The sequence below is a fragment of the Litoreibacter arenae DSM 19593 genome (assembly GCF_000442275.2).
Classification (GTDB): Bacteria; Pseudomonadota; Alphaproteobacteria; order Rhodobacterales; family Rhodobacteraceae; genus Litoreibacter; species Litoreibacter arenae.
On sequence record NZ_KE557314.1, the window covers coordinates 448305 to 468900 of the forward strand.

The 20596-nt window shown below is 59.5% G+C and carries 19 protein-coding genes; 10 read left to right on the top strand and 9 right to left on the bottom strand.

Annotated elements, in window-relative coordinates:
- Nucleotides 1–62 precede the first annotated feature (62 nt).
- Entirely contained in the window at nt 63–1097 is a 1035-nt protein-coding gene (locus THALAR_RS14560) for an NAD(P)/FAD-dependent oxidoreductase (protein ID WP_021102352.1), read from the bottom strand.
- 51 nt (nt 1098–1148) lie between these two features.
- Between THALAR_RS14560 and mnmD the strand changes: the two genes are divergently transcribed.
- A complete protein-coding gene (mnmD, locus tag THALAR_RS14565; protein ID WP_021102353.1) occupies nt 1149–1796 on the top strand; it encodes a tRNA (5-methylaminomethyl-2-thiouridine)(34)-methyltransferase MnmD in 648 nt (215 codons plus the stop codon).
- Nucleotides 1793–2662, top strand: a complete 870-nt coding sequence (locus THALAR_RS14570) for a DMT family transporter (protein ID WP_021102354.1) — start codon at nt 1793–1795, stop codon at nt 2660–2662. The genes mnmD and THALAR_RS14570 overlap by 4 nt, the downstream gene beginning before the upstream one ends.
- Here the strand turns inward: THALAR_RS14570 and THALAR_RS14575 are convergent.
- Complete coding sequence (locus tag THALAR_RS14575) at nt 2652–4592, bottom strand: lytic transglycosylase domain-containing protein (RefSeq protein WP_021102355.1); 1941 nt, start codon at nt 4590–4592, stop codon at nt 2652–2654. The genes THALAR_RS14570 and THALAR_RS14575 overlap by 11 nt on opposite strands.
- 145 nt (nt 4593–4737) lie before the next feature.
- Here THALAR_RS14575 and dapA point away from each other — a divergent pair, with 145 nt between their 5' ends.
- The 6 genes from dapA (at nt 4738) to THALAR_RS14605 (ending at nt 11062) form a co-directional block, all read left to right on the top strand.
- Nucleotides 4738–5610, top strand: coding sequence for a 4-hydroxy-tetrahydrodipicolinate synthase (gene dapA / locus THALAR_RS14580; RefSeq protein ID WP_021102356.1), 873 nt, complete (start codon nt 4738–4740; stop codon nt 5608–5610).
- 7 nt (nt 5611–5617) lie between these two features.
- Nucleotides 5618–6532: a glutaminase gene (locus THALAR_RS14585; RefSeq protein WP_021102357.1), complete on the top strand. Its 915-nt coding sequence runs from the start codon at nt 5618–5620 to the stop codon at nt 6530–6532.
- 57 nt (nt 6533–6589) lie between these two features.
- Complete coding sequence (gene smpB, locus THALAR_RS14590) at nt 6590–7075, top strand: SsrA-binding protein SmpB (RefSeq protein WP_021102358.1); 486 nt, start codon at nt 6590–6592, stop codon at nt 7073–7075.
- Nucleotides 7076–7443: 368 nt separating this feature from the next.
- The gene (locus THALAR_RS14595) at nt 7444–8856 is read left to right on the top strand and encodes an EF-hand domain-containing protein (protein ID WP_169788551.1); all 1413 of its coding nucleotides are present in this window, start codon (nt 7444–7446) and stop codon (nt 8854–8856) included.
- 173 nt (nt 8857–9029) lie between these two features.
- Nucleotides 9030–9878, top strand: coding sequence for a 3-mercaptopyruvate sulfurtransferase (gene sseA / locus THALAR_RS14600; RefSeq protein WP_021102361.1), 849 nt, complete (start codon nt 9030–9032; stop codon nt 9876–9878).
- The gene (locus THALAR_RS14605) at nt 9878–11062 is read left to right on the top strand and encodes an amino acid aminotransferase (RefSeq protein ID WP_021102362.1); all 1185 of its coding nucleotides are present in this window, start codon (nt 9878–9880) and stop codon (nt 11060–11062) included. Before sseA ends, THALAR_RS14605 begins: the two co-directional genes overlap by 1 nt.
- Nucleotides 11063–11100: 38 nt before the next feature.
- On the opposite strand, the gene THALAR_RS14610 is transcribed toward THALAR_RS14605, so the two are convergent.
- Complete coding sequence (locus THALAR_RS14610) at nt 11101–11730, bottom strand: MSMEG_1061 family FMN-dependent PPOX-type flavoprotein (RefSeq protein ID WP_021102363.1); 630 nt, start codon at nt 11728–11730, stop codon at nt 11101–11103.
- Between THALAR_RS14610 and THALAR_RS18630 the strand changes: the two genes are divergently transcribed.
- The gene (locus THALAR_RS18630) at nt 11729–11866 is read left to right on the top strand and encodes a hypothetical protein (protein WP_169788552.1); all 138 of its coding nucleotides are present in this window, start codon (nt 11729–11731) and stop codon (nt 11864–11866) included. The two genes, THALAR_RS14610 and THALAR_RS18630, sit on opposite strands and share 2 nt — an antisense overlap.
- A gap of 77 nt (nt 11867–11943) precedes the next feature.
- Here the strand turns inward: THALAR_RS18630 and THALAR_RS18635 are convergent, their stop codons facing one another.
- From THALAR_RS18635 to THALAR_RS14630, 5 genes are all read right to left on the bottom strand, one after another.
- Complete coding sequence (locus THALAR_RS18635) at nt 11944–12117, bottom strand: hypothetical protein (RefSeq protein WP_169788553.1); 174 nt, start codon at nt 12115–12117, stop codon at nt 11944–11946.
- Between the two features lie 47 nt (nt 12118–12164).
- A complete protein-coding gene (locus THALAR_RS14615; RefSeq protein ID WP_021102365.1) occupies nt 12165–13136 on the bottom strand; it encodes a C45 family autoproteolytic acyltransferase/hydolase in 972 nt (323 codons plus the stop codon).
- Nucleotides 13137–13145: 9 nt separating this feature from the next.
- Nucleotides 13146–14603 carry a biotin carboxylase gene (locus tag THALAR_RS14620; protein ID WP_021102366.1) on the bottom strand — a complete coding sequence of 486 codons (1458 nt, stop codon included), beginning with the start codon at nt 14601–14603 and terminating at the stop codon, nt 13146–13148.
- Between the two features lie 44 nt (nt 14604–14647).
- Nucleotides 14648–17368 (bottom strand): aminotransferase class I/II-fold pyridoxal phosphate-dependent enzyme, encoded by a 2721-nt coding sequence (locus THALAR_RS14625; protein WP_021102367.1) that lies wholly within the window; start codon nt 17366–17368, stop codon nt 14648–14650.
- Between the two features lie 66 nt (nt 17369–17434).
- Nucleotides 17435–18409: a carbon-nitrogen hydrolase family protein gene (locus tag THALAR_RS14630; RefSeq protein WP_040819306.1), complete on the bottom strand. Its 975-nt coding sequence runs from the start codon at nt 18407–18409 to the stop codon at nt 17435–17437.
- 411 nt (nt 18410–18820) lie between these two features.
- On the opposite strand from THALAR_RS14630, the gene THALAR_RS14635 reads away from it, so the two are divergent.
- Nucleotides 18821–19117 carry a magnesium transporter gene (locus THALAR_RS14635; RefSeq protein ID WP_021102369.1) on the top strand — a complete coding sequence of 99 codons (297 nt, stop codon included), beginning with the start codon at nt 18821–18823 and terminating at the stop codon, nt 19115–19117.
- A 57-nt stretch (nt 19118–19174) separates the two neighbouring features.
- Here THALAR_RS14635 and gabT read toward each other — a convergent pair whose 3' ends face one another.
- Nucleotides 19175–20560, bottom strand: a complete 1386-nt coding sequence (gene gabT / locus THALAR_RS14640) for a 4-aminobutyrate--2-oxoglutarate transaminase (protein ID WP_021102370.1) — start codon at nt 20558–20560, stop codon at nt 19175–19177.
- Nucleotides 20561–20596 lie beyond the last annotated feature (36 nt).

Here is a 20596-nt window from a genome sequence, read left to right on the forward strand (position 1 = left end):
TTCCATTGTCAAAGAATGCTGCCGCATGATGATTGCCATCTCGTGCAACCGCAAGCCTACAGCTACAAACAACGCGCTGCCTGAAACTCCGGTGGTATCCGGTCGACGCCATCAAGCACCAGATCAGCCATGACCTGTGCCACCTTTGGCGCGACGCCGAAGCCGATCTTGAAACCGCCATTTGCCACGAACGCCCCGTTCTCGAACGGGTGCGCGCCCAGCATCGGCGCGCGGGACCGCGCGCGGGGGCGCACGCCGGCCCAGCGCGCGATGATCTGCGCCCCGCCAAGCAGCGGAACGCCAGCCACCGCCCGCGAGAGGATGTCATCCAATTGCGCATCGGTTGACGCGGGCGCCTCGAAATAGCGCTCCGACGTGGAGCCTATGGCTACTGTCCCGTCCGCGTGGGGCACCACATGCAGCCCGTCGAAATAGAGTTGCGGGAGGTCGCGGGCGTCATATTCCAGCAGCGCCGCCTGCCCCTTCACCCCGTTGCCGACCTGCCGCGTATGCTGCGCAGTCATCGCCTCTAGCCCCTCATAGCCGGTGGCGTGGACCACCGCGCCCTCTTGCGGCCCATCCCGCACAATGTCACTGCCTGCCGCCTGTATCGCCCCCGCCAAAGCCAGGCACGCCTGACGCGGATGCAACCTCGCGGACAGCGTATCCACGATAACCTGTCCGGTTGACGTGGCCAGACACCAGTCGCCCGAAGCCTGTTCCACACGCCATTCCGCCGCTGCGCCCCACAACTCACGTGCCGACGCCGCACGGCGTTCGGCCAAAACAAGCCCCGCCTCGTCCAGCACCGGCTGAATACGGCCAAACTGCCCGTAGCCCGAACTCAACCCCGACGCGTCTTCGACCTCCTGCCAGAATGTCTCTGCCATCAGCAGGCTTTCCAGTTGAAACTGCTTCTTGTCGTTCCATTGCTCCGGCGTGTGCGGGGCCAAGGCTCCGACAATGCCGCCCGATGCACCCGAAGCCACCCCGTTGGGGTCGATCACCCGCACCCGTGCCCCACGTTGCACACAGGCCCATGCCACCGATAGACCGAACGCGCCTGCGCCCAGCACCGTTACTTCTGCTCTGGACAAGGTTGCCCCCTTTGCACAGTGTCGCCTCGCGGGAACCTAGGGCAAAGCGGCATGAGCGACCAGACAGCACAACTCGAATGGCGCGACGGTGCGATCCCGGTCTCCACTAAATTCGACGACCCCTATTTCTCCCTTGCAGGCGGCCTAGATGAAACCCGCCATGTCTTCCTGCAAGGCAACGACCTGCCCGCCCGTTACCGCGACGGCTTCCACATCGCGGAGCTGGGCTTCGGCACTGGCCTTTCCATGCTGACCGCATTGCAGGCCTTCGACCACGGGACGCTGCATTTCACCAGTTTCGAGGCCTACCCCATGGCCCGCGCCGATATGGAGGCGGCCCTGCGCGCCTTTCCCGAACTCGACCCCTCCCCGCTGCTCGACCATTGGCCCGCAACCTTGATCCGCACCGACCGCCTGCATGCCGACATCATCATGGGCGATGCGCGGGAGACGCTGCCAACGTGGCGCGGCAAGGCTGACGCTTGGTTTCTCGACGGCTTCTCGCCCGCCAAGAACCCCGAACTTTGGTCGTCCGAATTGATGCATGAGGTCGGCACGCACACGGCCCCGGAGGGCACATTCGCAACCTACACCGCCGCAGGCCATGTCCGCCGCAGCCTCACTGACGCGGGTTTCGAGGTGGAGCGCGTCAAAGGCTTCGGCCGCAAGCGCCACATGACCATCGGATGCCTCAGGTGACCGGCAACGATACAAAACGCGGCATCATGCTGATGTCGCTGACCATGCTGATCTTTGCCTCGCAGGACGGCATATCGCGCTATCTGGCGGCGGAATATAACGTGCTGATGGTGGTGATGATCCGCTACTGGTTCTTCGCCGCCTTCGTGCTGACCGTGTCCGCCAAACGCGCCGGTTCCATCGCCAACGCTGCCCGCACACGGCAGCCTGTCCTGCAAACCTTTCGCGGGGTTCTGCTGGCACTTGAGGTCTGCGTCATGGTGGCCGCCTTCACCCTGCTGGGCCTGATCGAGAGCATGGCGATCTTCATCTCCTACCCGCTGATCGTCGCCGCCCTGTCCGGCCCCATTCTGGGCGAGCAGGTCGGCGCGTACCGCTGGACCGCGATCGGGATCGGCTTCGTCGGGGTGCTGGTCATCCTGCAACCGGGCGGCGGCGTGTTCAGCCCCTATGCCCTTGTCGCGGTGACGGCCGCGCTGATGTTCGCGCTCTACACCCTGCTCACCCGCTACGCCGCGCGGCAGGACACCGCCGCCGCCAGCTTTTTCTGGACCGGCACGGCGGGCGCGGTCGCCATGTCCGTAATCGGCATCTGGTTTTGGGAGCCGATGGCCCCGCGCGACTGGCTCTGGATGCTGGCGCTCTGCGTCTCGGGGGCGACGGGCCACTACCTGCTGATCAAAACCTACGAGGTGGCAGAGGCGTCCGCCGTGCAGCCCTTCGCCTATCTGCAACTGGTTTTCGTGTCCGTCATCGGGTTGCTCGTCTTCAACGAGGACCTGCGCACCAACGTCATCATCGGCGCTGGTCTGGTCATCGCCGCCGGGATCTTCACCATCTGGCGCGCCCGTCGCGCTACTGCTTGAGCTGGTCGCTCAACCGGATGTCATCCACCCGCCCGTTCAGCCGCGCGCGGTAAGGCGCGAAACTTTCGGTCACCCGCATCACGTAGTTTCGCGTCTCGCGGAACGGGATACTTTCGATCCAGTCCACCACATCAACATCGGCCCCACGCGGGTCACCAAACAGGCTGGGCCAACGCTCCGCACGGCTGGGTCCGGCGTTGTAGCCAATCGACATCAGCACAGGATTGGCCCCGAACCGCTCCGACAGTTTGCGCAGATAGGCCGTGCCAAGACGCGCGTTGTAATCCGGGTCCGCAGTCAGGCGGGAGCGTTGGTAGTCCTCGCCGATCTCGCCCGCGACCTGCTCGGCGGTGCCGGGCATCAACTGCATCAAGCCGCGTGCGCCCGCCCCGCTGACCACCACCGGGTCGAACTCGCTTTCGCGTCGCGCGATGGACAGGGCGAACTCCTCCGGCACCTCCATCTTGATCCCGTTCGGCACCGCCAGCGGGAAGTAGCCGTGGTAAATCTCGTGCCCCTGCCGCGCCGCCTCCTTGGCAAGCATCAGGGCGATATGCGGCTCGTCCCATTCCAGCGCCATGTCGATCATCTGCCCGATGCCCTCGCGCGACTGGCTTTCGGCCAGATGCACCAGAAACCGCTCCGACAGGCTCAGCAATCCGGCCAGATGCAGCGTCACCGCCGCGTCGTAGACCGAGGATTTGGTGAACTCCGCCCCGCGCCAGTCGGGGAACTCCTCAGTGCCGGTCATCAACGGGTCACGGGGAACGCCCGCCCGCTCTGCGGCAAGCTGACCATAGAAGGAGGACTGATATTTCGCGCCGAACTCGTAGGCGGCTTTCGCGGCCTCATTTTCGCCCTTCGCCTCATGCGCCCGCCCAAGCCAGTAGCCCGCACGGCCCAGCGAGATGGGTGTCTCCACGGCTTCCTGAAACCTGTTAAAATGCACCAGCGCCTGCTCGGGCGAGCGCAATTTGCGTAGCGCAAGAAAACCCGACAGCCACTCCAGATCGGCGTAATCCGAGCCTGCGGTCAGGAAATGCTGGGATGCGACGGCATAGGCTTCGACATGCTTGCCGTCCCGCATCAACTCCCGCGCAAGGGAGCGGCGGCGGTTGGCCCACTCAATCGGCTGCCCAAGGTCGCGTACGGACAGGGACCGTTCCAGCAAAACATCCACCGCGTCGTCCGTCCGCCCCTTGCGGGCACGCCAGATGAACCGCTCGAACGCCAGCCCGGCATCCTCGGCCAAAGCCTCAGGCACCGCTTCGATCATCCCGTCGACGCCGTTTTCGTTTTCCCGCAACCCAAGCCGTGCGACCGCAAGTTTCGCCCAGGCTTCAGGCACCAGATTGAACATCCGCCGCGCAGCAGTCTCTTCGCCGCGCCACAAAAGCATGTCCAGCCGCACCGTGTGCAAATCTTTAAGAACATCCCCGTGCCGGTCGACAAACGCGTCATGCTCGGCTTGCGCAAGGTTGAAAACCTGCCACGCCCGCCGCGCCTCCTGCTTGGCCTCGTCCTGTCGGCCCTTGGCCTTCAAGGCTTCGATCAGGCGCAAGGAGCCGGTGCCAGTCTGGGGAATCGTCGTGGAAAAGAAGTCCAGCACCGTGTCAGCCGACGCGCCAACCTTCGGGATGGAGTATTCGCACCGCAGCCGCAGCAGCGGCAAGCCCGGCCAGTCACCATTGCGTTCCAGAAAATCGGTGCATTCTTGGAAGCTGCCCTGACGCCCCCGCAGGCGCATCCAGTCGATGACGTCGCGGGCCACCGCATCCGACAACTCTGCACGGACCTCGCGCACGCGGTCCCAGTCCCGCGCACCGGCGGCGTTCACGGCTTGCGCCAACGGCGGCGTATCCTGTGCCGCCACGCCGCCCGCACAGCCTATCCAGACCGCCAGAACAGCACCACAAAACCTCGCTACCACAGCCCACCTTCTCCACGACTCGCCCCCATTAGGTAGGCACATCATAGCGCCTTGCAACTCACATAGATGGCATCACCCCCCTTGCAGCGCCCCTCCGCCAACGGTATCGGAGCGGTGAGACAACTTTACCAAAGGAGAACGTGTCATGTTCAAAGGCTCCATGCCCGCACTGGTCACGCCGTTCAAAAACGGCTCGGTGGATTTTGACGCGCTCAAACATCTGGTGGAGTGGCATATCGAGCAGGGCTCCAACGGGCTGGTGCCTGTCGGCACCACCGGCGAAAGCCCGACGCTGTCCCACAGCGAGCATGACGCCGTGGTCGATGCCGTGGTGCAGGCCGCCGCAGGCCGCATTCCGGTTATCGCAGGCGCAGGCTCCAACAACACGGTCGAGACCGTGCGGCTGGTCGAACACGCCAAGAAGGCCGGCGCAGATGCCGCGCTGGTGGTCACGCCTTATTACAACAAGCCGACCCAACGCGGCATGATCGCCCATTTCGAAGCCGCCGCGGCGGTGGGTCTGCCGATCATCATCTACAACATCCCGCCTCGCTCGGTCGTCGATATGACGCCGGAAACCATGGGCAAGCTGGCCAAGAACCCCAACATCATCGGCGTCAAGGACGCGACCGGCGATCTGTCCCGCGTCCCGCAACAGCGCATGACCTGCGGCACCGATTTCATCCAGCTGTCCGGCGAGGACGCGACCGCCCTTGGCTACAACGCCCATGGCGGCGTCGGCTGCATCTCGGTCACCGCCAACGTGGCCCCCAAGCTCTGCGCCGAGTTTCAGGCCAGCACGCTGAACGGCGACTACGCCACCGCACTGACCCAGCTCGACCGCCTGATGCCGCTGCACAAGGCGATCTTCGCAGAGCCCGGCGTCGCAGGGGCCAAATACGGCCTGTCGCTGCTGGGCAAATGCTCGGACGAGGTCCGCTCCCCGCTGACCACGCTGGAAGAAGGCACCCGCCTGATGATCAAGGACGCCATGATCCACGCGGGGCTGATCAACTAGGATCAACATGCTCGAACAGACGCTTACGCGCATCGAACAAGACATGCGCGAGGCCCCCGACAAGGGCCTCGTCGCGAACTACATCCCCGAATTGGCGCAAGTCGATCCGGACCAGTTTGCCATGTCCGTGTGCCTTGCCGACGGGCAGCAGATCAGTTGCGGCGATTCCACCACGGATTTCTCCCTGCAAAGCGTGTCCAAGGCGTTCACCTTGGCCATGGCGCTCGGCCGCTTCGGCAACGGCCTCTGGGGTCGCGTCGGGCGGGAGCCGACCAGCAACGCGTTCAACTCCGTGGTCGATCTGGAACTGGCCGGCGGCAGGCCGCCCAACCCCTTCGTCAACGCAGGCGCCATCGTCGTCACCGACGCGCTGCTCGCCGGTCGCAGCCCGAAAGAGACGCTGGCCGAGATCGTGCAATTCGTGAAGGCCGCCATCGGGGACGAGGAAATCTACATCAACCACGAAATGGCGCGCTCCGAGAACATCACCGGCCACCGCAACTGGTCGCTCGCGCATTTCCTGAAATCCGCCGACAATCTGGAACATGACTGCGACCTGACCCTCGGCACCTATTTCCACCAATGCGCCATCGAGGTGAACTGCCAGCAGCTTGCCCGCGCGGGCCGCTTTCTGGCGGGCCTCAGCAGTGATGACGACATGATCGCCAAGCGCCATGTGCGCAGCATCAACGCCCTGATGATGACCTGCGGCCACTACAACGGCTCCGGCGAATTCGCCTACCGCGTCGGCTTCCCCGGCAAAAGCGGCGTCAGCGGCGGCATTCTGGCCATCGTTCCCGGCATCGCCTCCATCGCGGTCTGGGCGCCGGGGCTCAACAGCTTCGGCAACTCCATGCTCGGCACCATCGCGCTGGAGCAGTTGTCCCACGCCATGGGCTGGTCGGTGTTCGAGACCACCTGACCCAAGCGCCGACATGGGATTGACCCCAAGACGCGCCCTCCCTACCTAGGGAAGACTATGGCCAAGAAACCCAAATCAGCCGAAGAGCGCAATTACAAGGTCGTGGCCGAAAACCGCCGCGCCCGCTTTGACTATGCCATCGAGGACGATCTCGAATGCGGCATCATGCTAGAGGGGTCCGAGGTCAAATCCCTGCGCAACGGTCAGGCCCAGATCGCCGAAAGCTACGCCGCCGTGGAAGACGGCGAGCTGTGGCTGGTCAACAGCTACATCCCCCCCTACGCGCAGGCCAAAACCTTCCAACACGACGAACGCCGCCGCCGCAAGCTGCTGGTGAAGCAAAAGGAGCTGGCCAAACTCTGGTCCGCCACCCAGCGCGAGGGCATGACGCTGGTCCCCATGGTCCTCTATTTCAACCACAAGGGCCGCGCGAAGATCAAAATCGGCATCGCCAAGGGCAAGAAGCTCCACGACAAACGCGAGACATCAGCCAAGCGCGACTGGCAACGCAGCAAAGCGCGGTTGATGAAGGAGAACCGGTAGGGGGTTGGGTAAAGACTGAAGGTTGGTTTGATTACTATTGGTCTACACCCAAATGACTGCATCCACACGTACTGAAAATCCAAATATTAGGTTTGTATGCGGCGAGGACATCTTCCGAGACAGATCACCCCACCTCGCATTTCGGCAACTGTGGTCGGTGACAGCGACATAACATCTAAGGCCAATCCGGTGATTGCCAGCGAGCGTTTTTGGTCTTTTTCGCAGCTGTCGGGTATTCGGCCCTATTCCTGTCAGATTCCTGCTTATGAGTGAGAGTTGTTCATTATAAGGAATTAATAATGCTACGTGGCGCCGCCCTTCTGCTTACACTTTTGGCCGCAGCATCCCCTGCATTGCCACAAGTGCCTTTGAGCGATGAAGACAAACTTAATCGGCTTTTGAGGCAAGGCATCGATCGGGCGCAAGAAACTGCAATAAATCACCTCTACTCAATGGCGCCCACGGGTGAATTGACACGCGACATGGCCGAGACGATTGACCAGCATCGCAAAGCAGAGTTCCGAGCAAATATCCTGGCCACGATGTTGAGGAACGATTTGGACGGGGACGGAGTGGTGTCGCGAGATGAGATCGACCGGCTTCGCGCCGTATTCTCGGGAAATCATAGGTCAAGGCTCGAAACGTTGATACTCAAGGCGGATGCCGACGAGAATGGTGAGCTGTCCGCGAACGAAATCGCCGTAGACGCCGAACGTGGTGCGTCTGAATTGCAATTGCAGCGGGGTCGTCGCGATCTTCGAGGCACTGCTTTCATGATCTTTGATGCAGATAAAAATGATGTGGTCATCGTCGATGAAGTTTTGAAGACGATCAACCGTGTCGCCCGAGAGACCCACGCGACCATCAACCCGGCGCGGCAAAACCGTAGTACGAAAGATTGCGACCTCCCAAAGCCGTCATCGGACGCCGTCGCAGTTTATGTCGGTGGCTATGAAGGGAGGGCAATATCGACGGTAGCAGTTGCAGGTCTCGATCGTGAAACCAGCTTCGCCACGCTTGAAATTGAAGACGGTGATGACCCTGTTTATATCGTCTTAAGTGTCTTTGACGCAATGATTGTACGCGTCACGGGCGCGACCGAACGCGTCGAGCGTTTCGTTGGGCATAATCGCCATGGTTTGGGGGTTGTTGGATTACCGAAAGAGGTGGTCGATCTGACATCATCGTCCAACTGTCGTCTCCCATCAGCACATAAGATCGAGTCGTCAGACGGGTTCAAAGCCAAGGCATTGTTAACTGCGAAACTCGGTAAAGAAATCCATATGATCGGTCAATATGGATTGGGCCGAATGGCACTTCCGTCAGGTCGCAGTAGGCAACCCGAACGGCCGAAAAGTTCCAAAGGTGGCCTTATCATACAAAACGGCAACCGGCGCTTTCAACTGACACCAGACGGTGTGGAGGAAATTGAGAAAGGGGATTCTCTGTCCGGGGCCTACTCTTTGCTGCATCGCTATTACCCCGGCGGCGTTGAAAGTGTAATGCCGGAAGACGTCATAACCAATGGAAAGGCCGAGGCATATGACGTGTTACCGCAGCAGGCAGGACTGATCCAGTTGCTGGAGAGTGGCGCGCTGAGCTTGCTGAGAGATGGGACCTACTCGATTGACAAGCCAATCAAACGTTTTCCAGCTGGTCTAAACGGTGGGCATTCAGTGAAATTCATGCTGCGGCGTGGTGTGCCGATGCCCGCAGGTAGCCCCGGCCATTCGGCAGTCTTAATCGAAGAGACTGGGAAGTGTCTGGGAGTACGATGTTGAGTGAAGCAGAGGGTCTTGCCGCAATCGGACACCCACCACCGCTCCGGGATTCCAGACGCGATGCCCTCAACCTCCCCACACAACACCCGCCCTTTGTATCGTCATAGCACCGCCCACTTGCCTCAGACGGGCCACAGGTCTACCAAAAGGCAGTTCCGCGCGGAGGCTTGCCAATGACTGACGATCCCAAAACACTCGTTTCCACCAAATGGCTGGAGGATCACCTGAACGATCCCGACCTGCGCATATTGGATGCGTCGTGGTATCTGCCCGATATGGAGCGTGACGGCCGCGAGGAATACGAACGCGGCCACATCCCCGGCGCGCGGTTCTTCGATATTGACGAGATTTCCGACACGCGCTCGTCGCTGCCCCACATGGCCCCGCCGGTGGAAAAATTCATGTCCCGCTCCCGCGCGCTTGGCGTCGGCGACGGGCACCAGATCGTGGTCTATGACGGCGCGGGCCTGTTCTCCGCCGCCCGCGTCTGGTGGCTCTACCGCCTCATGGGCAAGACGGACGTCGCCGTGCTGGACGGCGGCTACCCGAAATGGCTGGCCGAGGGCCGCCCGACCGAGGACTTGCCCCCCGTCCACAAGGAACGCCACATCACCATCCACCGGCAGGCGCATCTGGTGCGCGACGTCACGCAGGTCGCCGCCGCCTCCAAGCTGGGCGATCACACCATCCTCGACGCCCGCGGTGCCCCCCGCTTCAAGGGCGAGGAGCCGGAGCCCCGCGAGGGCCTGCGCATGGGCCACATCCCCGGCTCGAAAAACATCCCCTACACCTCGGTCCTCACCGCCGACGGCACGATGAAATCCCCCGCCGAGCTGCGCGAGCTGTTCCACGATAACGGCGTCGACCTGACCAAACCCGTCATCACCACCTGCGGCTCCGGCGTCACCGCCGCGATCCTCAGCCTCGCGCTTGAGCGGATTGGGGTTCACAAGCACTCCCTCTATGACGGCTCATGGGCCGAATGGGGCCAGTTCGACCAACTCGCAGTGGAGACCGGCTGATGTTCGACGCCCTCAAGCCCCAGCCCGCCGACAAGATCCTGTCCCTCATGGCCGCCTTCCGCGAAGACCCGCGCGAGGACAAGGTCGACCTTGGCGTCGGCGTCTACAAGAACGCCGAGGGCCGCACCCCCGTCATGCGTGCGGTCAAAGCCGCCGAGCAAAAGCTGTGGCAGACCGAGGACACCAAAAGCTACACCGGCCTCGCGGGCGACCCGGGCTTCCACGACGCAATGCGCGCGCTGGTCCTGAACGACTGCGTCAGCCGCGATCAGGTCGCCGCCGCCGCCGCCCCCGGCGGCACGGGCGCAATCCGGCAGGGGCTGGAGCTGATCCGCATGGCCGCTCCCGACGCCCGCATCTGGCTGTCCGCGCCCACATGGCCCAACCACCCGTCCATCATCAAATATCTCGGCATGCCCATGGCCGAATACCGCTACTTCGACGCGGACACACGCGGGGTGGATTTCGGCGGCATGCTCACCGATCTGGATGCCGCGAAGCCCGGCGACGTGGTGCTGCTGCATGGCTGCTGCCACAACCCGACAGGCGCGAACCTGACCGCCAGCCAGTGGCAGGAGGTCGCGTATTTCCTCAAGGCCAAGCAGCTGATCCCCTTCGTCGACATCGCCTATCAGGGCTTCGGCGACGGCCTCGACGCCGACGCGTTCGGCCCGCGCCACTTGGCGAAAACCCAGCCCGAGATGCTGATCGCCGCCAGTTGCTCCAAGAACTTCGGCGTCTACCGCGAACGCGCGGGCCTGCTGATGGCGGTCTCCCAAGACCCTGCCAAGACCCCGCTGAACCAAGGCACCGTGGCCTTCCTGAACCGCCAAAACTACTCCTTCCCGCCCGATCACGGGGCGCGGCTGGTGACGATGGTGCTGACCGATGACGCCCTACGCGCCGACTGGCTGGCCGAGCTGGAGGGCATCCGCACCGGCATGCTCACCCTGCGCCAGACCCTTGCGGACGCCTTGCGAAAACGCACCAATTCCGACCGTTTCGACTTCATCGCCCAACACCGCGGCATGTTCTCCCGCCTTGGTGCCACCGAGGCGCAGGTCGAGCAAATGCGCCAGAGCCACGGCATCTACATGGTCTCCGACAGCCGCCTGAACATCGCAGGCCTCAATGCGCAGTCGGTGCCGGTTCTGGCAGATGCGATTGTGGCGGCGGGGGTCTAAAACCCGACGTCGTTTCAACGACTGACTGAAAGGTCCCGTCAGTAAAGCCGGGTCTCTTCGTCGTTGGAATGATCGTCCTGCACTTCATCCAAGGTCTGATCCCGCTCGACCGTCGCAAGAACCCAATCGGCCAAAGTGGGGGCGGTCTTGCGTTCGGGCCAGAAGTCAGGGTGCCACATACGCGACCGGATGAACGACTTAGAGCAGTGCATGAACGCTTCCTGCACCTCTACCACCATTGCCAGCAGGGGCTCTTTTCCGTTGACCGCAAGGCGTTTGCTAATCGCGCGGTCCTTCACGATCCGCGCTTTCCCGGCAATGCGTAACGTGTCGCCATGACCGGGCACGATGAACAGAATCGCCACGTTGGGGTCTTCAAGAATGTTCTGAAAACCATCGACACGATGATTGCCCAACCTGTCGGGAATGATCAGGGTCTTGTCATCATAGACCTCGACAAACCCAGCCGGGTCTCCCTTGGGCGACACATCAATCAAACCGTCGGAGGCTTTGGTGGCCACGACTATGAACGGTGCAGACGCAATGAACTTTCGGGCCACGTCATTCAGTTGATCCGTCACTTTCAGAAAGGTGTTGGTGAACCCCTCGGTCGGCAGCAACTCCCGAAGACGCGCCACGCTTTCAATTTCTTCGTCAACCGTCAGCATGTCAAAACTTCTCCTGCTCATGTCACCATCCGCGATGCATGTCCACGGCACCATAGCAGACCCCGTGAAAATCGCAGGCCTGAACGCGCAGTCTGTGCCGTTTCTGGCAGATGCGATTGTGGCGGCAGGGGTTTAGGGCAGGCCGGATAGCTTTGCCCGCTATGCGGACTTTGCTGCCGTTTGCCTTGGGGAATTCAACGACTGCTTCCGGACTCAAAAGACTGTGACAGAAATCGACGGCTCATGGACAGCCTTTTCTGATCCACCACTTTGATGCTCTGGGTCACATACAAAGTCGACGCTGCCCGGCTTGAAGTCTTTTAACCTCTGGTGCTGGTGAGGATGGTTGTAGTGATCAACGAAGATATCGATCTTCAGTGGGGCCATTTACGCTTTTGTGGACAAATTATTCCATCGAAATCGAACTTTCTCCTTCAAGCCGCACCAGGTATTTGGACTTGCCGCCGTCCTTCATTGAAATCATCCATCGCGAAGCTCCACGTAGTGCCGGGCCAACGGACTTCCATCTGTTGAAGGCGAGGCCGGTATACGGCAGTGTATAACGTGCCAAAGCCAGCATCGAATGCTGTGGAATAGAGCGGAGGCTTCAGAAAAGCGCCGATGAACTTCTCCTCCGGGTCGCGGTGGAGCGTCAAGCGTTGCAGCAAGAACCGCTCACGCTCGACCGTGGCGGTGAACCGGGCGTGGCTGACCCATTCTACATTCTCTTGGTGGTTTGTGGCCACAGCGGCATGGGTGATGACGGCAGGCCGGTCGGGTGCCATCATCGCGGTTAAGTAGTGGCGCTTGGCGTCCAAGACAGTAACGTTGTAGCTCATGTGGGTTGGAACGCGAGCCAGCACAGCGCCGGCCTCTTCCGCTGTCGCACAGGTTTGTAACACGTATCGCAAAATTAGTGGCACCCCGAAGCCATCGCCAACAACGCGCCGCCCACCAAAAGTCAAGGAAATCGCAAGGCCCGCATCGTTCATGCCGTCGACCAATCCCCACAGCCCGTCCGAGGTGCCTAGTACCCGTCGACCCTGCCAACCTGTATGCAGGATCAAGCTGTCAAACGCGTTAGGATTGTAGTCGTAGTTGCGCACCATGACCGGTTCTTTGCCCGGCCAAATCGCTTGGCTACAACCCGCAAGATACGGGGGCGGGCAATAGAAGCTTAGAAACCGCGCGGCCTGATCACCACCACCTGCCAAATCGCAAAGCTCGTCATACAGCGGCACGATCTCGGGCATGTGCTCTTTGAGGGCTCGCCTGCTTTCCAGATAACTGGCGCGCGCAGTATCCCCCTCTTTGAGCCACCAGCGTTTGTAGTCAGGCCAATATTCGGCGAAAAGCCCGGCCCATTTAGGACCGGGCGCTTCTTCGCTGAGGGCGCGCCAATGCATGCCGTCTCCTTAAAGAATCTTGAACGCCGGATCAGCCAGCGCAGGGCCGGCATTTGCCACGGGCAGCGGCTTGCCGTCCACGGTTTTCTTGATTCCGTGGATCCATTTTTTGGCTCGTTCGTTCAGCTGGAAACTCTTGGTCATGGAACGCCCCCGCGTCACCAGAATGCCAATGTCTGCCCCCTCGTATCGGTAGTCGCCCGGTTGCAAAATTCTCAGGAAGAACGCTTCGTTCTCGGACTCGACGGCGCGGCGGTGATAGTCGAAGCGGTCGTACACGACACTACCGTCTTCGAGCATCTTATAGATGCCAGTCTCCGGCGCCTCTGTGCAGATGTCTACGCCGTCATCGGTGTGTTTGATCACCATCTGAGACCAGCTATCAATCATGTTGGGGTCGGCCCAACGATCGTTTAACTCGTCCACGTCCAGATCAAATTTCTTCTTCGAGAACTCAAGCAAATGGAACAGGAATAACGGCGCGTCCGCATGGGCGAAGGCTGCGTGGTTCGTCATGGACGACGCACCAGTGATACGCGGGTTCAACTCCCCCAGCCACAAATCGCCTGTCTTCTTGTCAATCAGGAAATCCAACTCAAAGTAGCCACGGTAGCCTTCTTTGCGCAGCTGTTCACCAAACTTGAAAGTCAGGTCGCGGGCCTTTTCGCGCACCTTCGGCGGGAAGGCGGTGGACAGGATTTCGTTGCCGCACCAGCCGCCGCGATAGGGCGTCAGTTCTTTGAAACCGACAAGTTCGGTCATCAGCGGGCCAACGATCGTGCCTTCTTTGGTGGCACACGCCTCGATGGCGGAACCGCGGCAGTCGATGCGCTTCATGATCTTGATTTCACCCTCGCCTACGATCTCATGCTCGTGACGGCGGAAGTCCGCCTCGGATTTAATGAAGAACGTCGTGTGACCACTATCGCCAAACGCTGATTGCAGCACCAGATCATGCCCGATGCCCGCCTTCTCGCAGGTGGCGCGTAAGTCGTCGTAGTCCTTCACCTCCGCCAGCACGTTCGGCACAGACGGCACGCCCGCCTTGTTGCCAATGCGCACGGTCTCAATCTTGTTGTCCATGCTCGTGCGCAGCTTGGCTTTTGGAAACCAAACGTCCGCGCCCAGCTCTTTGGACAGCCGTTCGGTCTCTTCGTCGAACATCAGAAACACGAATTTGGGCTTGCCGCCGCGCCGCTTTATAAAGTCGATGACCTCTTTGTGTTGCAGCAGATAGTTGTTGATGTCCTCGATGGACTGGAATTCTGCATGGGGCTGCTCGGACGGGCAGAACACATTGGGGTGCTTGCCGCCATAACAGTCAATGTAGCAGATATACTTGAAGTTTTTAACCCATTCGTCGAGACCCAGAAGGTTGAAATTCGTGGCAGAAATAAAGTAGATGGGATCCTCGTTACGGTGGAAGAACCGGCGGATCTCTGAGATGTTTTTGAGCACTGTTGGCATAGTCGTCCCTTTCTTGTTCGTGTTTATTCGGCGGTGGCTTGAAATTATTTGGCCTGCGGCAAGGCGGCCAATGCCTCCGGCGTGAATACCCGCAGCCCCAGATCGGGGCGGTAACCGTGGATTTCGCTGACGTCGAGGGCCAGCATGAACGCTAGAATTTCTTGGCTGACAACCTGACCCGGCACCAAGATCGGGAAGCCCGGCGGATAGGGTATGATGAACCCCGCCGACACGACCTCCTGGCCCGCGTTCAGGGCCTCCTGTAGGGAGCCGTCAAGCTCCAGATAATCGCAGTTGGTTTCCTCGTAGCTGAGATAATAGGCGGTGCGAATGTCCCCCTCCGGCGTGACGTGATCAGGCCGGAACGCGTCGTGGAATCTGCTGAAGTCAGGCAGCGGTGGATAGGTTTCCGTCAGGTTTTTAACCCGGCGATCAAACGATATTCGCTCCATCTTGGACGCATCATCGAGCAAATCGTCCAGCTCGTTTGCGATCTCGACCAAGACCTCGATCAGATATGCCACCGAGGAGCGTGTCGTGCCGATGTTGGTCATAAACAAGACCGTGTTGCGCGAGGTTTTATTGATCTGGATGCCGTATTTATCCATCAATATCTTTGTTTTAAATGTATCGCCATCCCACCCCGTGCCCCCCACGGCCAAGGTGACGCGGGTTGCGTCCAGCACAAAATCGTCCTGCTCCCAGCAATCCCACATATCCGTCCAGCCCTGCTCGTTATCAAAATAGCTGGTCACTCCACTTTGGCGGTGTTGTTCGGGGATCATGTCACCTGCGGTCAGAACCTTGAAATATTTTTGCAACTGTGGATGACTGCTGATCGCCTTGCGCATCGACATGGCGGCCTCGATCTGGCGTTGCACAAACTCGAAGCCTTCCAACTCCACCTGTCGGCGACCCACGTCCAATGATGCGATGATCTGGTAGTTGGGCGAGGTCGACGTATGGGTCATATACGCCTCGTGAAATGACTGCTCCACTTCGCCTTTGAAGTCCTGATCGTTGATATGGATCATTGAGCCTTGTCGCAAAGAGGTCAGAGTTTTGTGGGTCGACTGTGTGGCATAAACCCTGATCCTCGCATCGGGAGGGGCGATCAGCCGAGTATCGAGTAAAGTTTCGTCGGTGGCGTCCCCAAGCTCCAGCTGTTGCTCCTCGTAGGCTCGCTTGTGTGCGTCAGTCCGCAGCCGAACCCGCAGGTTGTTGGCAGTTCGCATCCCGGTACGCTGGCGGTAGGTGGGGCTAAACCGTGCGAAGGCAAACCACGCCTCATCCCACAAGAACACGAGGTCGGGCTTGATCGCCAGACATTCCTCCATCACCCGCTCAACATTATAAACTAGGCCGTCGAACGTGCAGTTGGTGAGTAAGAGCATGCGAACCCGATGCAATTTACCCGCCGCCTTTAAAGCCAGCAACTGGTGCTTGATTTCCTTAAGAGGCACGGCACCGTACATGGAATATTCATTCAGGGGGTAGCTGTCGAGATAGACGACTTCGGCGCCCGCCAGCACCATGCCGTAGTGATGCGACTTGTGGCAGTCGCGATCCACCAGAACGATGTCGCCGGGGCGGACCACGGCCTGCACCACAATCTTGTTGCAGGTCGATGTGCCATTGGTGGCGAAGAAAGTTTGCTTGGACCCGAAGGCTCGACTGGCCAGTTCTTGAGCTTCCTTGATAGGGCCTTGCGGTTCCAGCAGACTATCGAGACCACCGGACGTGGCTGAGGTTTCGGCGAGGAAGATGTTGGGGCCGTAGAACGCACCCATATCCTGAATCCAGTGGGATCGGGTGATGGACTTACCGCGGCTGATTGGCATCGCATGGAAGACGCCGGTTGGCTGTTTGGAATACTCAACCAAGGCTGTAAAGAAAGGAGTCTTGTTGCGAGCAGCAACGCCGCGCAAAATGTTGAGATGCAACTCCATAAAGTCTTCTTGGTTGTAGAAAACCCGCCTGCAAATTCCCAGATCAAGTCCGGCGATGTCTTCGACAGAACGCTCGGTCACCAGATAGGCATCCAATTCTGGGCGGACGCGGGCGATGAGGCGGCACAATTCCGGGCCGTAGTCCTCGGGCAGCATGGCCTCGATTTCGCCGGTCTCGCTGGCATTGGTGATATACTTTCCAAGGATTTCGTTCTCGTTCTTGGATTTCAGCGCCAGTCCGGGGCGTACAACAATCGCCTGAATGTTGTGGTTGAAAAGCACTGCGATCAAGGCATCCTCAAGACTGGGGACGACGACGGCTTCGTAGTGAAACGGGTCCTCGGGGCGGCGCATGCGCGCTACATTGCTTTTTAGCCAGCGTTCTTGTTGGTCGTTGACGTTGTCGACGATCAGAACCTCGAAGTAGGGGCGGGCCATCGCGCGGGCTTCGGGCGACAGCAGTGCCTCGTCGTTGTGTTCTTCGTCATCGGTGCTGTCACGGTCAAGCGGGATGCTGCGGCGACGATACGCCCCCGAGGTCAGAGCGCGCTTGACCCGGTTTACGGTGAATGACAGATCGTCAAAATTGCCATGTTCAAACTGGCGGCGCATGTGGTCAAATGCAGACATTCCGGGAAATGCCCAATACGGTTCAATCAGCGCAAGCGAACTGAACAGGTCGGCGACGCGAACCTTAATGGACGCGGCTTTCTTGGCATTTTGCTCACGGCACAGAGACGTCACGGCCTCACGCAAAGCGCTCCACCTGTCGGCGCGAAGTTGGGTCGCGGAATAATAGTCGCTGACGGAATCCATCGGTTCTTCTCCCAATTAGGGCTAAAACACGATGACCCCGCAACTTTATGCCGCAGACCCTCTGTTTTAGTTACCTGGTGTCTTGCCCATCGCGGGCGAAACCCCGAACCCCAGTTTCGGTTCGCGGTCAAATACTTCGGCCTCAGCGCTGGCTGGTACATCTACATGCAGCCCTGCGCGGGACCCCTGCTGAGGCACCTGAAGGGGCCCAAGCGTGTTCAAGAATGCGTCCGTGCCGCTGGTGCGGTCATAGACAGAGAAATCTGTGGGCCGATCGCGGAAGCTTTTGAGGACCTGACCCAGACCTTTCATGCCCGTCTCGCGTTGGCGGCGCACCATCGACAGATCGACCTCGATCGGGAACATGTCTTCTTGACCCGCCGACTGATGCAAGACCAGAGATGTTGGATCAACGACGAGTGACTTGCCGACACCGCCGGCGCCCAATCCGTTGACGTCAATGACATAACACTGGAACTGAGCTGCGGTCGCCCGCGCGATGGCAAGCTCCGCGTCGCGGTCAGTTGTGCCGGTCAAGACCGGGTGCAACAGCACCTCCACGCCTTGTGAGGTAAGCTGACGGGTCGTCTCGGGGAACCACATGTCGTAGCAGATCGACAAGCCAAAGCGACCCACATCTGGCACATCAAAGACGCAAAAATCCGTGCCCGCAGCGACACCCGCCTCGTAGGGAAGGAATGGGAACATCTTGGCGTAGCGGCGAATGACGTCGCCATCTGGATTGATAACCAGAGACGTATTGTAAACCTTACCGTCCTCTGGATTCGTCAAGAACATTGAGCCGGGGATCAGCCATATCTTGTGGCGGCGTGCGGCCTCGCAGAACCGATCAATAACGTCGTTTTCGGGCGGGAGCTTGAATTTTTCCAAAGGTCCAAACGGCGCGAGCTCACTGAACAACACCATTTGAGTCCACGGGAAGCGCATCATCAGAACGTCGAGGCGCTGCATCATGCCTTCAACATTGGGCTGAAGGGCGTTGACGTACATCTGCACGCCTGCAATTGCGAAAGGGGTCATGTCTTGAATACTCCGTGAAAACAGAGGCGTCCCATCGGGGTCGTCCATCTCATCGTTTCACGCATCTTCTAGGCCCTTACATCCGGAACGGAAATAGGTGATCGGCGTACGCCCCAATTGGTTTGACCAAGCATCCGCCACGAAAAGCACAGCCAATAAGAACTCAAAAGTCTGCCGAACTCGGCCTTCTCTTGCAACAAGATTCATAGAATGCAGGGAAAAACGTTTAATATTTTTATCAAAGCGCTCGTATTCTGGTCAAGATGAGCAAGCTAACCCGTGATAATGCGCGACGCTTGGGCCCTTAGACTCATCGAAGTTAGATATGCTGAGTCCAGTTAGCGTGTTTGGCGACGACGCAATCCGGCCTCGCAAGCTACGACACAAGACTACAAACTGAAGACACTTCTGATGGATTGCAGCGAAACGCGAGAGACCGATATATCAGATGCGGTCGAGGTAGCCTTTGCGCAAGAAGACGCGATTCGTGTCTGGCTCAAGGAGGTTTCTGTCGGTGCGATCAATGGGGTTGTGCTGGGCATTTTGGTCGGCATTGTGTTTTGGATTTGGAAAAGAAACGCTTATCTGGGTCTCGTGGTAGGGCTGGCCTTGGCATCTGACCGTTTACTGACGACAATCACGGATATGGCCGGTTTTTTTCTAGCTCTCAGTCTTGCGACCCTGATGATGCCGCTACTTCTAAATTGAAACGAATAAGGGCGGACCGCATTGGTCCGCCCTTATTCGTCAGTTAGAGGCCTCGCTTTACGCGTGCTGCTCTGCAATCGCTGCTGCGAGGGATGCCTCAAAGATCGCCAACCCTTCGTCGATAATCTCGTCGGATGCTGTCAGCGGCACCATGATCCGCAACGCATTGCCGTGCATACCGCAACCAAGCAAGATTAAGCCGCGTTGCAACGCATGGGCTATCACCGATTTCGTTAGCGCCGCGTCAGGCTTGGCCGTTTCAAAGTCGGTCACGAACTCAACGGCCAGCATCGCGCCAAGCCCACGGATGTCCCACATGCGAAGGGGCGAAATACGTGCGCCGATATCGGCAAACCGCTCGCGGAAATACGCACCGAGCGCTGTCGAGCGAGCCAGAAGACCCTCTTCCTCAATAGCCTCAATCGCGGCAAGGGCCGCAGCACAGGCAACAGGGTTGCCGCCATATGTACCGCCCAAACCGCCCGGGATGACCGCATCCATTACTTCGGCGCGACCGATCACACCGGCAATCGGATAGCCGCCCGCCATGGATTTTGCCACGGTGATCAGGTCAGGCACAACGCCGGAATGTTCAATCGCAAACCAGGTTCCAGTCCGGCCGAAGCCCGCTTGAATTTCATCGGCGATCAGCATGATGCCATGGGTGTCGCAGATTTCTCGCAGGGCTTTGAGCATTTCGAATGGCACCGGAATATAGCCGCCTTCGCCCAGCACGGGTTCGATAATGATCGCAGCAACGCGCTCTGGCTGTGCATCGGTAAGGAACAGGTTTTGCAATCCTGTCAGTGCGTCCTGCACAGTGATGCCATCACGCACGCTTGGGAAGGGCGCGCGGAAGATGTCGGACGGGAATGGCCCTACGTCCTTTTTATAAGGCGAGATTTTGCCAGTCATGCCCAGCGTCAGCAAGGTGCGACCATGATAGCCACCGGTGAAAGCGATCACACCCGGACGTCCTGTGGCGGCCCTAGCGATCTTGACCGCGTTTTCCACAGCCTCCGCACCTGTCGTGACAAGCAGTGACTTTTTGGCGTGATCCCCGGGTGCCAGCGCGTTCAGCTTTTCTGCCAGCGCGACATAGGGCTCGTAAGGTACAACCTGGAAGCTGGTGTGGGTATAGTGGTCCTCTTGTGCCTTGGCCGCAGCAATAACCTTCGGGTGACGGTGACCAGTGTTGAGAACTGCAATACCCCCTGCAAAGTCGACAAAGCGATTGCCTTCGACGTCCCAGAGTTCGGCATTTTCTGCATGGCTCGCGAAGATAGGCGCGGCAGAAGCAACCCCCCGTGCAACAGCGGCTTCGCGCCTAGCCACCAAATCCGCATTGGTCTTGATGGCTTGAACGGGTTCGGAAACAACCGAAATGCTTGGCTTGACCTTCGCGGTGGTATTGCGAGACTTCTTTTTTACTGTATTCGTCATTTCTGGTCATCCTTGTAAGGCTGAAGGCGATTTCTC

Excerpts from the sequence above, each read along its gene's own strand:
- mnmD (WP_021102353.1), top strand. The coding sequence starts at position 1,149 with ATGAGCGACCAGACAGCACAACTCGAATGGCGCGACGGTGCGATCCCG.
- dapA (WP_021102356.1), top strand. The coding sequence starts at position 4,738 with ATGTTCAAAGGCTCCATGCCCGCACTGGTCACGCCGTTCAAAAACGGC.
- THALAR_RS14585 (WP_021102357.1), top strand. The coding sequence starts at position 5,618 with ATGCTCGAACAGACGCTTACGCGCATCGAACAAGACATGCGCGAGGCC.
- smpB (WP_021102358.1), top strand. The coding sequence starts at position 6,590 with ATGGCCAAGAAACCCAAATCAGCCGAAGAGCGCAATTACAAGGTCGTG.
- sseA (WP_021102361.1), top strand. The coding sequence starts at position 9,030 with ATGACTGACGATCCCAAAACACTCGTTTCCACCAAATGGCTGGAGGAT.
- THALAR_RS14605 (WP_021102362.1), top strand. The coding sequence starts at position 9,878 with ATGTTCGACGCCCTCAAGCCCCAGCCCGCCGACAAGATCCTGTCCCTC.
- THALAR_RS18630 (WP_169788552.1), top strand. The coding sequence starts at position 11,729 with ATGTCAAAACTTCTCCTGCTCATGTCACCATCCGCGATGCATGTCCAC.
- THALAR_RS14610 (WP_021102363.1), bottom strand. The coding sequence starts at position 11,730 with ATGCTGACGGTTGACGAAGAAATTGAAAGCGTGGCGCGTCTTCGGGAG.
- THALAR_RS18635 (WP_169788553.1), bottom strand. The coding sequence starts at position 12,117 with ATGGCCCCACTGAAGATCGATATCTTCGTTGATCACTACAACCATCCT.
- THALAR_RS14615 (WP_021102365.1), bottom strand. The coding sequence starts at position 13,136 with ATGCATTGGCGCGCCCTCAGCGAAGAAGCGCCCGGTCCTAAATGGGCC.
- THALAR_RS14620 (WP_021102366.1), bottom strand. The coding sequence starts at position 14,603 with ATGCCAACAGTGCTCAAAAACATCTCAGAGATCCGCCGGTTCTTCCAC.
- THALAR_RS14625 (WP_021102367.1), bottom strand. The coding sequence starts at position 17,368 with ATGGATTCCGTCAGCGACTATTATTCCGCGACCCAACTTCGCGCCGAC.
- THALAR_RS14630 (WP_040819306.1), bottom strand. The coding sequence starts at position 18,409 with ATGACCCCTTTCGCAATTGCAGGCGTGCAGATGTACGTCAACGCCCTT.
- THALAR_RS14635 (WP_021102369.1), top strand. The coding sequence starts at position 18,821 with ATGGATTGCAGCGAAACGCGAGAGACCGATATATCAGATGCGGTCGAG.
- gabT (WP_021102370.1), bottom strand. The coding sequence starts at position 20,560 with ATGACGAATACAGTAAAAAAGAAGTCTCGCAATACCACCGCGAAGGTC.